The organism is Meiothermus hypogaeus (assembly GCF_003574035.1).
GTDB classification, from domain to species: Bacteria; Deinococcota; Deinococci; order Deinococcales; family Thermaceae; genus Meiothermus; species Meiothermus hypogaeus.
In genome coordinates, this window is record NZ_QWKY01000084.1 from 1 (window position 1) to 12,775 (window position 12,775).

Genomic DNA, 12,775 nt, shown 5'->3' on the forward strand with positions numbered 1-12,775 from the left:
GGGTGCGGGCCTGGGGCGGGGTTTGAAGGCCACCCGGGTGGATTTAGGAGCCCACATCGAAGCCAGGCCCAACAACAGGGCCGTAGCCAGCACCAGGGGTTGAGCCCCCAGCACCACCAATCCACCCAGCACCAGCGCTACCAATGCCAGCATCAGCCAGGTACGTCCTATGCGCAAGATCAGTGCGGCGGAGATGCCGACCAGCAACAAAGCAATCAGGTAGCTCATTTGAACCTCGCAGCAACCACCGTGATGTTGTCTGTTCCACCACGCACCAAAGCCTTGCTGACCCAGCTCTCGAGAGCCGATTGCAAATCGCCGCTAATGTTCCATTCTTCCGGGGGCACCAGGCCATAGAGTCCATCGGTAGCCAGCACCAGCACCTCGCCAGGGGCAAAGTTCACCGAAATAATGTCGTGCCGGACGTCGGACAGTCCCAGGGCCTGGGTCAGCATGTGCTTCCAGGGGTGGTCTTCGGCCTGGTCGGCGGTGAGCACCCCCTGGCGCACCTGCTGGGCTACCCAGGAGTGGTCCTGGGTCAACATCGTCCAGCGCCCCGAGGAGTAGCGGTAAGCGCGGGTATCGCCTACGTGCCCAATCACGGCCTGCCGGTTCCATTCGGTCAGCATGACGGCGGTGAGGGTGGTGCCCATGCCCTTGCGTGAAGGCACCCGCTCGCCCTCTTGTACGATCCGCCGCTGGGATAGTTTGAAGGCCTTGTCCATGACCAGGTTGAGCCCCACCCCAGGGCGACCCGTAGCGGCGTGTTCGGCGTAGGATTTGGCGGCGGAGCTGACCCCTTCAATAGCCAGCTTGCTGGCCAGCTCACCCGCTTCGGCCCCACCCATGCCATCAGCCACGGCCAGCAAGACCAGGTTGCCGGCGGGGGTCGGGTGTACGGCAACGCGGTGAAAGTCCTCGTTGTTTCTACGACGACGACCAATATTGGATTCTGTGGCAATTTCAAGCCGTGCCAATCGCATGACACCTTATAATACCGTCTGAATGAAGGCAGGCCTGGTTGAATTACTCGAGCTATATGAATACAAGGTAGACGACCTTGTAGCTGGCACCGAACCCAAAGGGGGGATGGCGGGCCTGACCCGTCTGCGCCAGACCTTAATCCAGTCCAACCTGCCGGGCCCGCTGGCTAAAAAGTTTCGCGATATAGATGCACGTTTCAAAGCCCACCGGCCCGGTTACAAGACCGCCGTGGACGAGGGCAGCGCCCCCGATCTGGGCACCATCCTGGTTGAAGAGGACAGCCCTGCGGCCAGCCCCGAGCGCGAGGCCCTGGAAAAGCTGGCCGAGGCTGTGTACTGGAGCCGGCTCGAGCGCGACCTCCTGCGTACCGCCAAGTCGTTCAATCATGGTAAGCGGGACGAGCTGCGCATGACCTATGCCATCTTGCAAAACCTCGAGGCCTATTCCAAAAGCCCCCAGTTTGCTCAGGACTACAACCTCTCGCGCTTTGTGCTGGCCCACCCCATTCCCAGCGTCTCCGATCCCAGGGTGCACCTGGAGGACCCCGTCGTTGCCAAAAACATGCTGATGGAGCTGTTTCGTGAGGCCTTTGCCCTTTCAGGTAAGCTCAAGCTGCCGCCGGAAGAAACCGTGCCTTACATAAGGCGCTTTGCCCGGCGAGTGCTGGAAAGCGAAGGTTCGCTCCGCACCAGCATTCGGGGGCCCAGTCTCGAGACCCTGCGCCGGGCGCTCGAGGAGGCCCACCGCCAGAACCTGAGCATTGGGGAAATTCGGGCCCTGGAGGAGCGTCTCCAGGCCGCCGCCGCCGAGGAGCGCCGGATGTCCTTGGTGATGGAGGACGACCGGGGGCGTTTTTCAGCAGCCATCGAGCGCCTGACCACCCTGCTCACCCGCTACCTACCCAGCCCCAGGGGCGAGGCCAGTTGGCCGCATATTCCCCCCAAAATTCTGGGCAGCCAGAGCCCGGAGTATGGACTCCAGGCCGTTCCCCACGATGCCAGGGCCCTCAATCTGCGCCTGATGCCGCAACGTTTCTACTTCTGGAACCACGAAATTGGCATCTCACAAGCAGGCAAACTCTTTGGCCTGAGTGTGGATGGGCAAGAGCGGATGATCGAAGAGGGCGCAGCTTTCAGCTTAACCCTTCCGGATGCCGAGCTACATGTAATCCGCTATCAGGACTACCTACATTTGCGCATCGAGCCCCGCGAGGCGGCCACCCTTTCCAACCTCCTGGCCGAAGGGCGGGTGATGGCCTTCCTGATGTGGCCGGAAAACCACTTTGCCTACCTGCGCTTGCTACGAGCACTTTCGGCCCGGTTCAAGGGCGAGGTCAACTATGCCCTGTTCAGCCCCGAATCGGCTGGCAAATATGGCGAAGCCCCCATAGACAACCTCCAGGACTTTGCCCGCAAGGGCCTCGAGGTAGTCAAGGGCCGCATTGAAAGGAACTCGAGCTGGACAGCCTATCTGGCCGAAGTGGCGCGGGCGCTCGAGTTAGAAAGTTACGCCCAGGTCTTGCGGCTCGAGCTCTCCGAATGGCTGGGTTTTAGCCCCCCCTCCCGCGATACCCTGGGCGAGAACGTAGACTCCACCACCGTAGGTGACAGCCCCAGCACGGTCAAGGCAGGCAGCGCTGTGCTTTCGTTGCGCTACCAGGATGATGCCGTGTATGTCTCTTCTACCGGGCTGGTGCCCCGCAAACTGCTGGATTTGATGATCTGGATGGTGCCCGAGGGGGGTTTGGTACTGGCTCGAGAAGGAGTAAGGGTAGCCCATAGCCTGGTCATCATTCAACCCCAGAACCGGCCCGTTTCTTGAGGCTCATTGCAGAAGGCCTGACCGCTCCGCGTTTACCAGCAAGCTGTATCTCCAGCCCCCAATACCGTTTAGATGCGCCTACGATAGAAGGGTGCATTTGTGCCCAGTGCCATTCGCTGGAGCGGCTTGCAGTGGCGCGGCTGTAGAGCTGGCTCTGGATCGTACATAGTGGATTCCAACGTGCAGATGCATAAATGCTCCCAAATTCAATCGCTTGAAATTCAGTGCGCGCTGCCCCTAAATGGTCGATACAGCGATATGGGTTGCATAGGGCGGTTTTCAGGAAATAGCCCTGGGGTAAGGTGAGCGCTACTATCATCAACAGGGCGAAGGGTAACCGTTAGGCTATAGCCGCTATGCGGCTACCCTGGGCTTGCTATTTCTATGTCCCTCGGATCAAACCGCAAACCGCCCTACCGCGCCCTTTACAGACGTTGCCACCCGCGAAAACGAGAATGCGTCTGCGCCCAGACGCACGTTACGCACCCAAGCGTGGGCCGGGCCCGGCCCACGAGTGCTTGGGTTTCGAGTTTCCGGGCAGCAACGGTTATGTCTCGGATAGAGGATTCTTGATTCTCGAGAGGCTTAGCCTATGTGAAGAGCGCTCAAAAGCGCAAACGGCACACCAGCAAAGCGGGAAGCTTCTTGAATACACTTATCCCGATAAGACTATACTTAGTCTATATTTACGATAATAGATTGACAAGGTATGATGGGGCAACTTATGTGGGATATATTGCGACACACCGCATTTCGCTGGCTGTTTATATCCAGCCTGATATCGCTGGTTGGCAGCAAGATTCACCGCATTGCTCTGCTCTTTGTGGCCTATCAGGAAACCCAGAATGCGGTCTGGGTCTCCCTGATTCTGGGCGCACAGTTTTTGGCCAGCGCAGTGCTTGGGCCGCTGCTGGGACCCCTGGCCGACCGGTACAACCGCCGTACCCTGATGGTTCTATCCGATCTGGCCAGGGCCCTCCTGGTCGCCTGTATCCCGCTGTTTGCCATTGCCTCGATGCCCCTCTTGATGGTCATTGCGTTTCTGATGGCCGTTTTTGAGTCGGTACATTACTCGGCCAGCAACAGCGCCATCCCCGATATGGTGCCCGAGTCAGCACTCGATGGGGCCAACGGCCTGATGACTTTTGTCAGCCGCTTCGCCGATGTGGCTTTTGTGGCCCTGGCAGGGGTGCTGGTCGCAAATGTGGGGCCAGCCCCGGCCTTCTGGATAGATGCTACGTCTTACCTGATTGCCGCTGTGTTGCTGGCCCTTCTACCCCCGCTTCCTGGCAAGGCGGGCAAGAGCAACTACTTTGCTGCCGTGGCCGAGGGCCTGCGCCCGCTGTGGCAAAACCCCACCCTCAGCCGAACCATTGGAACATTGGCCCTAGCTGCTGCTTTTGGCTCCGTAGAGGCTGCGCTGGGGGTGGTGTATGCGGTGGGCGCCCTCAAAATTGGGGTACAGGGGTTTGGGGTGCTCGAGGGCCTGATGGCCGGAGGGGCCATCCTGGGCTTGTTTGTGACCATGCCTCTAATCAAACGCCTATCCCGCGAGACAGTGTTCCTGCTGGGGCTGGGAACATGGGGACTCTTTTTAGCCTCCACCGGCCTGTTTCCTTTCCCAGTCTGGGCCGGGGTTGCCATGGTTGCGCTGGGCATCCTGAACACCATGTTTATCGTACCGGCCCGCTCCATCATCCAGCTGGCCGCACCGCCCGAGCTGCGGGGTCGCATCATGGCGGCTTTTGGAGCCACCATGCAAAGTGCGGTCTTGATCGGCACCTTTCTGGCAGGGGTTCTAGAGCCACGGCTGGGGGTACTGACGGTGCTGTACTTCTCTGGTATCGCGGTATTTTTAGCGGTCTTTACGGTATTTTTATGGGGTGGCATCCCGCGCCTGACCAGTGAAGCCAGACCGGGGTGATGGTATGGGGCGCTGCTTGATGCCATAATGGTGGATGTTGTTGTGGAGGCATAGATGAACATCCAGAAAATCATGAAAGAGGCCCAGAAGGCCCAGAAGAAAGCCGCCGAGGTACAAGAAAAGCTGGGTGGCATGATGGTGGTGGGCAGCGCTGGCGGGGGCCTGGTCGAGGTCACAGCCAACGGTCACGGGCAAATTATGGGGGTTAAACTCAAACCCGAAGCCGTGGACAAGGACGACCTCGAGGCCCTCGAAGACCTGCTCCTGGTCGCTATCCAGGATGCCCAAAAAAAGGCCCACGATCTTTCGGAAAAAGAGATGAGCCGGGAACTCGGGGGCATCGGCAACATGTTGGGGGGGATGTTCTAAGCTGGCTGGTAGCTTATAGCCAGTAGCAAATGGCTAAAGGCTATCGGCTATCGGCCTTGTTATGCGCTACCCTGAGCGACTCCTCAAACTCGTGCGGGCCCTGGCTGGCCTGCCGGGGGTGGGCCCCAAAAGCGCCCAGAAGCTGGGGCTGTTTTTAGTGCAAAACCCCGATATGTCGGCGGATTTGCTCGGCAGCCTGGAAGCGGCTCAGGCTCTACACCCCTGCCCGGTGTGCGGCAATCTGGCCGAAGACGCACTGTGCCCCATCTGTGCCGACCCCGAGCGTGACAAGACGGTGATCTGTGTGGTTGAGACCATCTCCGACCTCATGGCCATCGAGCGTAGCGGTGAGTACAACGGTCTCTACCACGTGCTAGGCGGCGCCCTGAACCCCCTGGAGGGAATTGGGCCCGAGCAGCTTTATCTGGAAAAGCTCTTCACCCGTCTAGAAGGCGTGGAGGAAGTTATCCTGGCCACCGGCATGACCGTCGAGGGCGAGGCCACCGCCGGTTATCTGGCCGAGCGTCTGAGCCAGCAACACGTCCGCTCGACCCGACTGGCCTATGGCTTGCCGGTAGGTGGGAGTCTCGAGTACGCCGACGAAGTGACTCTGGCCCGGGCACTGGAGAATCGCCGCGGCTATCAGTAGCCCGTCTAACGGCAATCCCCCACGTGGGCACCCCAGAGATAAACCAAGGCCAGGTCGGAGGACAATACTGTGTTGACCAGGTGCTGAACTGTCTGCTTGCGGCCGGTAAAGAAGCTGCTGGTGCTCGGAAGGCTTCTCATTCAAGCACCCTCGCCACATAACGCTTTTTGGTGCAAATGGGCAGAACCCTGGCGGGGGCTATGCTAGGCTGAAACCCGTATGTGTTGGGACGATTGTGGGGGCAGCACATGAAAATGCTCGAGACCCTCGTACCACTGGGAGTCCGCCAGGCCATCCTGACCAGTCAGGACGGGCTGGTGATCGAGAGCGCAGGCAAGGAAACTCCGGAGCCCGAGCTGTTGGCTGCCGAGCTGGCTACCCTCGCCAGGGCCAGCCGCACTCTGGCCAGAAGCCTGGGAGGAGACTTACGGCGCTTCACCATCGCTACCGAACACCGGGAGGTGCTGGTGGTGGTATTTGGTGGCTATTTTCTGGGAGCTGTGGTCGAGAAAGGCGCGGATCGTAAGAGCATCGGCAACGAGCTATCACGTCTAGCCCTGCGCCTGGCGCAAACGATCTAGGAGTCAATCTATGGTTCAAGAAGTGCTTGGCGAGTTGCAGGTCACCAAAGGCGTGTTGGCCTCGGCGCTGGTAGCCGAGGATGGCTTTGTGGTCGAGAGTCTCCGCGCCGACCAGGCCCCGGATGTGGATTTTCTGGGGGGTGCAGCTTCTACGGCCCTGGCCTCTGCGCGGGCTCTGTCCCAAGAACTTGGTCGCGGCGAGGTCGAAGAGGTCATGGTAGAGTACCCCGAGGGGCCAGTGCTGCTGGTTCCGCTCGAGGCTGGGTACTTGTTGGTTGTGCTGATGGATTCCATGCAAAGCCTGGGCCGGGTGCGCTTCCAGCTCAAAAAGAGTGTCCCACGCCTCCAGGAGGCTTTATCGTGAGTGAGGTTTCACAAGTACCTGAGCTACGTGTAGATATTGACCGCGAAACCGCCCTTGGCAAGTATGCCAATTTCGCCATCTTCTCGCACCAAAAGAACGAGTTCTACCTCGACTTTGCCCTGATGCAACCCGGCGGACAGCCCAATCAGGTCGTGGCGGTGGTCACCAGCCGGGTAATTACCAGCCCACAACATGCCAAGGCCCTGCTACGAAGCCTGGCGGAGAACATTCAGCGTTACGAGGAAACCTTTGGGGTCATCCCCGAAGCCATGGACACAACCAAAGCCTGAGCCCTCAGGACTCACAAAGGAGGCGGGAAGATCCCGCCTCCTTTGCTGGTCAACGCAGCCCCAGGCACGGCCATTGCGCCTGGCGGGGTAGTTGAGTGTCGGTTTGAAACCTGGCGTGAATTTGACGACTTTCCTGTTCCCCCAGGTCAAGAGCGCCCCTTACGGAGGGTCTTGATTCGGATAATCCAGTATCGTTGAAGCGCTTGGCACAAAGAAAACTCGAGCGCACCTATGTCCTGCCCCGCCCTACCGAGGCCACGACTGGAGCACTCGAGCGCGCCCGCTGGGTAATAAACACCCCCAACAGAATCACCACCCCTGCCAACACGTCTACCCAGGTCAGTGTCTCGCCCAGCAGCAGCACCCCTGCCGCAACCCCCACCAAAGGCGTCAGGTACTGAAAAGGCGCGACCCGCACCGGCCCTAAAAGCTGCACGGCCCGCACCCAGGATAAAAACGCCAACACCAGCGCGAACACCGCCGAGGCCGTAATCCCCACCAGCACCAGCGGCGAAAGAAGGTTGCTCCCTAAGCGGGCAGCCTCGGGGGCGTGCCACAGCCAGTAGGGCAGCATGCCCACCACGAAGCCGACCCCGGTCCAGGTTAGAAGGCGGTAACGCTCACCAAACACCCTCGAGGCCACCGTGTAAACTGCCCAGATCAGGGCCGCCCCTAGGCTATAGAGCACGCCCAGCAGCTCGAGCCGTCCCTCTCCACCCCAACTCAACACCACCACCCCCAAAAGCGACAGGGCGAATCCGGCATACCCCAGAAGCGAAAGCCGCTCGCGCAACCACCATGCCCCGATCAGGGCCACCCAGACCGGGCCAGTGGTGCTCACGATGGTGTTATAGGAGGCCGAGAGGCGCGGTACCGCCTCCAAAAACAAGCTCTGGTACGCCACATTCCCCAGCATCCCGATACCGCCCACAATCAGCCAGTCGCGCCAGGTCAGCCGCTCCTGGAAGCGCCACAATAGCAGGAAAATCAGCCCCGCGATGAGGGTACGCAGGCTATTCATGGCATGGGGTGGCAACTGCACCACCAGCACCTTCATCAACGTGAAATTGAGACCCCAGGCCACCACAGAGTAAACGGGGAACAGGTAGGAGCTCATACCATATACCAACTTTAGGCGCGCAACCAGCTTTCAACGATACACAACGTGGGATTGGGTGGTAGGTGGTGGATTTCCAACACCTGTACCCTGTCCCCCATCCCCTGCTCCCTACCTTACCGCTCCGACAGTGTGCAAAGCGCTTGAGCTGAGTTGGTATTAGAGGTAAGGGGGATGCAGGGCTTCAAAGGGTTATTGCAGGCAAACGCTCGCCCTTGACCCTACTTGTTACAAATACGCTTTGAACCACTCCAGATAAGCATTCAGACGAGCAATGCGGCGGTCAGGGCGACCCGCCCGACTCAGTTCGTGACCCTCCTCGGGCACTCGGAAAAACCGTGTGGGCACCCCTTTTTGCAGCAAAACCGTGTACCAGGTCTCGCCCTGGTCTATAGGGCAACGGTGGTCTTGTTCGGAGTGCACCACCAGGGTGGGGGTTTGTACCTGATGGGCCAGCGAGAGCGGGCTTTTTTGCCACAGCACCTCGGGGCGTTCCCAGGGCCTGGCCCCCAGTTGCAGATAGGTAAAGCGCGGCCCGATATCGGATGCACCATAAAAGCTCAGCCAGTTGCAGATGCTCCGGTCGGTCACGGCGGCTTTGAATCGGGCTGGGTGCCGGGCGGTAAGCCAGTTGGTCATGTAGCCCCCGTAGGAACCCCCCGCCACCGCCACCCGGCGGGCATCCAGGGGAAACTGCGCCAGCACATGATCCAAAAAGCCCAACAGGTCTTGCTCGTCAATATCGCCCCAGCGCTGGCCCAGCTCCACATAGTCCTGTCCGTAGCCCGTCGAACCCCTGGGGTTGCAGTAAGCCACGGCAAAGCCGGCCGCCCGGAAGAGCTGCAACTGCAGCATCAGGGCATTGCCAAAAGCGGTGTGGGGGCCGCCATGAATGTAGAGAACAACGGGATGGGGGCCCTTGCCTTCCGGCAGCAACACCCAGCCCTGCACGGAATGACCCTCGGGTGCCTTGTAGCGCGCCTCTTGCGGGGTGGGCAGTTCAGGCAACACACCGGCATTGGGGTCGAAGAGTACCTCTCCCCGGCGGGTCAGGCGAGCGCCGTGGGTGAAATTTTCCGAGAGGGTGTAGAGGTCGTTGCCACAAAAGGCAAAGCCCAGGATGTTGAACTCCTCCGGGCTGAAGAACCGCACCTCTCCCCCCAGGGTCACCGCCAGCAGGCGGGCCGAACCCTGGTGGGTGACCACCACGTAGACCCGACCATCGGGCCCCACCCTGGGGGTTTGTACGCCGGCGCCGATACGCATATCTGAGTTCACCGAGTTAAGGAAAGAACCCTGGGCCAGCAGGCGAATATTTCCGTCCAGCCCCCGGTAATAGAGTCTGGACTCCGTACCACCCCCCCGTTCCCAGGCATGGGCCAGGTAGACCAGCCCGCCGTCCGGGGTGGGCTCGAGGCCGCCGATGGGCCCCACCCCTCCAAACAGCTCATCTATATGCCCGTCCAACCCTACGTGATAAGCCCGCTGAATCCAGCCCCAGCGTTCCTGCGGTGATCCCGAAGCGGTGAAGTATAACCCGTTGCCCACCGCGTTCCAAACCACCTCTTCAACGTCCTGAGCGAGTTTGACCAGAGGCCTGGCGGTTGCGTTTTCCCACAGCCAGAGTTCCCTGGGCTGCCCGGGCAACAAACCCCTAGCATCGAATTTGACCGGCCAGGTTTCGTATATGCGGGGTTCGTCGGGTTTGGGGGGCTCGTAGTCGCCTCGGGTTAGCAGGGCGATCCGGCTGCCATCGGGGCTCACCTTGTAACCCTCTATGCCAGCTTTGAACTGTGTGATCTGCTCGGCCTCGCCACCCGAAAGGGGCAAACGAAAAAGTTGGGGTACCTTGTCTACCTTGCGGGTAAAATAAATGTAGCGCCCCCGCCAGAAGGGCGATTTAGCCTCGCCCTGTGTTAGCAAATGCATCTCCCCATCCCACATGGCCAGGCGGGAGCGGTAGCGAGGGGGCTCTTTTTCGGGTCGCTCGATATCGGTGTAAACAAAAAGGGGTTTGCCACCAGGGCCTTCGGTCAGGTCGGACAAGAAGCGGAGTTGATACAGCAGGTCGGTTGTCACCCCCCTACTTTACCTGACCGGCGGGTCAGGCACAGGTAATGCAGCCAAGGATTGCCCCGCCGTCCCTGGCCCTATCTTGCGCCTTCAAAATGCAGCATCCACTCCTTAAGGCCCTCACGACCAGCAAAACCGCCCAGGCTGCCATCAGCATGTATCACCCGCTGGGCCGGAACCACCAGGAAGAAAGGGCAAGCCCGCATACCCGCTCCTACCGCCCTCGGGGTCAGGCCGCACAAGCGTCCCATCTGGGCATAACTGCGGGTTTCACCTAGGGGAATACGCCGAACTTCTTTGTACAGGGCCACCCGGCGGGGCTCGAAACCGGCATAGTCCAGGGGTATTCCCAAAAAAGTTTCCCCCTTACCGGCAAAATAGCCTTCTACCCGCCGGGCCAGGCTACGCAGAAGCCGGTTGGGGTGCTCCGGGTAGCCTTCGCCCAGCACCAGCAACTCCACCGATAGCAGGGCCTGATGGCTGGCCCTGGCAAAAAGGGGGCCAATGGGCGTGGGAATCAGCAGGCTGTACATCTCAAGTCTTAGCGGCTTTTTCGCGCTTGCTGGTCTCGCGGGTTACGGCCCCTTCCAGCATGAGGTCGAGAAACTTGGTCATCTCTTCCTTGAGCTGCCGCCCCGGGGTATAGGCCGCCCAGCGCAATGCCGAGAGCAGGTACACATCAGCAATCGAGCGGGAGATGCGCTCGAGCGACATATCTTCCCGCAGCTTGCCGCGCAGCTTGAGCGGGCGCAGGATATCGGCAATCAGATCGCCCAGAGGCAGGGCTTCGAAGGCAGCTTTGGCTCGCTCAGGATCGGGGTTCAGGAGCTCGTAGGCCAGCGGCGAGAGCAGTACCCGTTCCCGCTCGCTCACCTCGGCCAGCCGATCCCACAACCGGCGCAAGACCTCGAGGGGAGGCTCTCCCTGGCCCAGTTCGGCCAGGGCCTGTTCGCGCAACTCGCTCAGCAGTTGCGCGCCGAAATCGAGTAGCACAGCTTCTTTGTAGGCATAGTAGTTGAAGAAAGTACCGCGCGATACGTGCGAGGCTTTAGCAATATCGGTGGCGGTGGTCTGGTGAAACCCCTTCTCCCGGAACAGGTTGATAGCGGTGCGAAAAATGCGATCACGGCGACGCAGCTTTTGCCTTTCCCGCAGACTGAGCATGAAGAGATTGTACCCAGGTCCAATAAATTGCGCTAGTCACCTTTGAGTTGCGCTTTGAGTGGCGCGAAACCAGATGCGCAGCAATCCGATACCGTGTTCGGCACGCAGCGCAGGACTTGAGGATCGTTTCAAGGATTCACCAACTACCCGCCGCGAGCCGTTGCTCTTTTCGGGGTCAAACTAGAGCCCGCACAAACAAATTTTGTGCTGCGTTGTACAGTAGACATCTGCTATGCGTCGCCGTTCAATTTTCAGTCTGCTGCCCAGCGTGTGGCGCTTGCTCCGGCCCAGGGGGCGGGGCCGAACCCGCCGCAGCGGCGACCGAATCTGGCTTTTTCTGCTTTTGCTGGGGGTGGTGGGGTACTTTATCTGGGATACCTACTTCCGTCCGGTTCCCCAGGTCTACCAAGCTCCGGGGGGGCTCGAGCTCTACTTCGCCCCGGCGCAGGGCCGCGAGGCCAAAAGCCGCCTGATTGGCCTGATCAATTCCGCCCAAAACCGCATTGAGGTGGCCGCACTCGAGCTCGAAGACCGCGAGATCGGCCAGGCCCTGGCTCGGGCTGCCGCCAGGGGGGTGCGGGTGCGGATGTTCAACGATTCCGACTACCGCGCTGAAACCCGCGAAAGTCTGGGCGTAAAAAGCAGCAGCCAGGCCCGCTGCGAGACTTTGCAGCGGGTACAGGTCTGCTACGACAGCCGCAACAACGCGCTGATGCACCACAAGTTTGTGCTGATTGACGACCTGGGGGTCTGGACCGGCAGCACCAACCTAACCTGGAACGCCTTCGAGCGCAACAACGAAAACAGCCTGTGGCTTCCGGTGCGGGGTCTGGTAGACGTATACCGGGCCGAGTTCGATACCATTTTCGCTGGCCAGGAAAGCGGTCTGGGCCACTCCGAGCGATTTCAGATCGGCGCCACCGAGGGCACCGTCTACTTTAGCCCGGCAGGAGGCCGCGAGGGCCGGGGTGCTATTCTCGATTTGCTAAAGCGGGCCAATCGAGATATCTGGATTGCCGCTTTTGTCCTGACCGACACCCGCATGGTCGAGACTCTCGTGCAAGCCCACCGGAGGGGGGTTCGGGTTCGGGTGGTGATAGAGGCAAGGAACCTGGAAAACTCACGGGATGAAACCTTGAAGCAAGCCGGTATTGATGTCCGCAAGGACGGCAACCCCTACACCATGCACCACAAAGTGATGGTGGTAGATGGCGAGTGGGTGGTCACGGGCAGCTATAACTTCACCAGCTCTGGTTTTAGTCGGAACAACGAAAACCTGCTCATTTTGCGCGACAGCAACCTGGCCCAGCGCTACCAGCGTGAAGTGGAGGCCACCTGGCGTGCTGGAAGCCGTTTGTAGACATGTTTAGCTCTACATAACCCACGAAAAGCGCTCAACCAAACACCCCAGTGCCCCTGGCTAAGCCCCTCTCCCCTTC

At 60.1% G+C, this 12,775-nt stretch carries 13 protein-coding genes and 1 pseudogene; 8 read left to right on the plus strand and 6 right to left on the minus strand.

Annotated elements, in window-relative coordinates; genetic code table 11:
* Positions 1–228, minus strand: a pseudogene (locus tag Mhypo_RS15100) (protein kinase domain-containing protein); the annotation flags it as partial.
* Positions 225–983: a PP2C family protein-serine/threonine phosphatase gene (locus Mhypo_RS15105; protein WP_119342102.1), complete on the minus strand. Its 759-nt coding sequence runs from the start codon at positions 981–983 to the stop codon at positions 225–227. The gene Mhypo_RS15105 and the pseudogene Mhypo_RS15100, both read right to left, overlap by 4 nt.
* 22 nt (positions 984–1,005) lie before the next feature.
* On the opposite strand from Mhypo_RS15105, the gene Mhypo_RS15110 reads away from it, so the two are divergent.
* The 7 genes from Mhypo_RS15110 to Mhypo_RS15140 all read left to right on the plus strand — a co-directional run bounded on the left by Mhypo_RS15110 (position 1,006) and on the right by Mhypo_RS15140 (position 6,982).
* Complete coding sequence (locus Mhypo_RS15110; protein WP_119342103.1) at positions 1,006–2,805, plus strand: hypothetical protein; 1,800 nt, start codon at positions 1,006–1,008, stop codon at positions 2,803–2,805.
* Positions 2,806–3,529: 724 nt separating this feature from the next.
* Positions 3,530–4,729: an MFS transporter gene (locus Mhypo_RS15115; RefSeq protein ID WP_119342104.1), complete on the plus strand. Its 1,200-nt coding sequence runs from the start codon at positions 3,530–3,532 to the stop codon at positions 4,727–4,729.
* Between the two features lie 54 nt (positions 4,730–4,783).
* A complete protein-coding gene (locus Mhypo_RS15120; RefSeq protein ID WP_119342105.1) occupies positions 4,784–5,098 on the plus strand; it encodes a YbaB/EbfC family nucleoid-associated protein in 315 nt (104 codons plus the stop codon).
* 61 nt (positions 5,099–5,159) lie between these two features.
* Positions 5,160–5,747: a recombination mediator RecR gene (gene recR, locus Mhypo_RS15125; protein ID WP_119342106.1), complete on the plus strand. Its 588-nt coding sequence runs from the start codon at positions 5,160–5,162 to the stop codon at positions 5,745–5,747.
* Between the two features lie 248 nt (positions 5,748–5,995).
* On the plus strand, positions 5,996–6,328 hold the full coding sequence (locus tag Mhypo_RS15130; RefSeq protein WP_119342107.1) for a roadblock/LC7 domain-containing protein: 333 nt from the start codon (positions 5,996–5,998) through the stop codon (positions 6,326–6,328).
* A gap of 10 nt (positions 6,329–6,338) precedes the next feature.
* Entirely contained in the window at positions 6,339–6,692 is a 354-nt protein-coding gene (locus Mhypo_RS15135; protein ID WP_119342108.1) for a roadblock/LC7 domain-containing protein, read from the plus strand.
* The gene (locus tag Mhypo_RS15140; RefSeq protein ID WP_119342109.1) at positions 6,689–6,982 is read left to right on the plus strand and encodes a DUF3467 domain-containing protein; all 294 of its coding nucleotides are present in this window, start codon (positions 6,689–6,691) and stop codon (positions 6,980–6,982) included. Before Mhypo_RS15135 ends, Mhypo_RS15140 begins: the two co-directional genes overlap by 4 nt.
* Before the next feature lie 229 nt (positions 6,983–7,211).
* Here Mhypo_RS15140 and Mhypo_RS15145 read toward each other — a convergent pair whose 3' ends face one another.
* From Mhypo_RS15145 to Mhypo_RS15160, 4 genes are all read right to left on the minus strand, one after another.
* Positions 7,212–8,099 (minus strand): DMT family transporter, encoded by an 888-nt coding sequence (locus Mhypo_RS15145; RefSeq protein WP_119342110.1) that lies wholly within the window; start codon positions 8,097–8,099, stop codon positions 7,212–7,214.
* Positions 8,100–8,327: 228 nt separating this feature from the next.
* Positions 8,328–10,178 (minus strand): S9 family peptidase, encoded by a 1,851-nt coding sequence (locus tag Mhypo_RS15150; protein ID WP_119342111.1) that lies wholly within the window; start codon positions 10,176–10,178, stop codon positions 8,328–8,330.
* A 71-nt stretch (positions 10,179–10,249) separates the two neighbouring features.
* Complete coding sequence (locus tag Mhypo_RS15155; protein WP_119342112.1) at positions 10,250–10,705, minus strand: methylated-DNA--[protein]-cysteine S-methyltransferase; 456 nt, start codon at positions 10,703–10,705, stop codon at positions 10,250–10,252.
* A 1-nt stretch (position 10,706) separates the two neighbouring features.
* A complete protein-coding gene (locus tag Mhypo_RS15160) occupies positions 10,707–11,336 on the minus strand; it encodes a TetR/AcrR family transcriptional regulator (protein WP_119342113.1) in 630 nt (209 codons plus the stop codon).
* Positions 11,337–11,568: 232 nt separating this feature from the next.
* Between Mhypo_RS15160 and Mhypo_RS15165 the strand changes: the two genes are divergently transcribed.
* Complete coding sequence (locus tag Mhypo_RS15165; RefSeq protein WP_240637280.1) at positions 11,569–12,696, plus strand: phospholipase D-like domain-containing protein; 1,128 nt, start codon at positions 11,569–11,571, stop codon at positions 12,694–12,696.
* The last annotated feature ends 79 nt before the right edge of the window (positions 12,697–12,775 follow it).

Excerpts from the sequence above, each read along its gene's own strand:
- recR (WP_119342106.1), top strand. The coding sequence starts at position 5,160 with ATGCGCTACCCTGAGCGACTCCTCAAACTCGTGCGGGCCCTGGCTGGC.
- Mhypo_RS15145 (WP_119342110.1), bottom strand. The coding sequence starts at position 8,099 with ATGAGCTCCTACCTGTTCCCCGTTTACTCTGTGGTGGCCTGGGGTCTC.
- Mhypo_RS15115 (WP_119342104.1), top strand. The coding sequence starts at position 3,530 with ATGTGGGATATATTGCGACACACCGCATTTCGCTGGCTGTTTATATCC.
- Mhypo_RS15130 (WP_119342107.1), top strand. The coding sequence starts at position 5,996 with ATGAAAATGCTCGAGACCCTCGTACCACTGGGAGTCCGCCAGGCCATC.
- Mhypo_RS15135 (WP_119342108.1), top strand. The coding sequence starts at position 6,339 with ATGGTTCAAGAAGTGCTTGGCGAGTTGCAGGTCACCAAAGGCGTGTTG.
- Mhypo_RS15155 (WP_119342112.1), bottom strand. The coding sequence starts at position 10,705 with ATGTACAGCCTGCTGATTCCCACGCCCATTGGCCCCCTTTTTGCCAGG.
- Mhypo_RS15165 (WP_240637280.1), top strand. The coding sequence starts at position 11,569 with ATGCGTCGCCGTTCAATTTTCAGTCTGCTGCCCAGCGTGTGGCGCTTG.
- Mhypo_RS15160 (WP_119342113.1), bottom strand. The coding sequence starts at position 11,336 with ATGCTCAGTCTGCGGGAAAGGCAAAAGCTGCGTCGCCGTGATCGCATT.
- Mhypo_RS15105 (WP_119342102.1), bottom strand. The coding sequence starts at position 983 with ATGCGATTGGCACGGCTTGAAATTGCCACAGAATCCAATATTGGTCGT.
- Mhypo_RS15120 (WP_119342105.1), top strand. The coding sequence starts at position 4,784 with ATGAACATCCAGAAAATCATGAAAGAGGCCCAGAAGGCCCAGAAGAAA.
- Mhypo_RS15110 (WP_119342103.1), top strand. The coding sequence starts at position 1,006 with ATGAAGGCAGGCCTGGTTGAATTACTCGAGCTATATGAATACAAGGTA.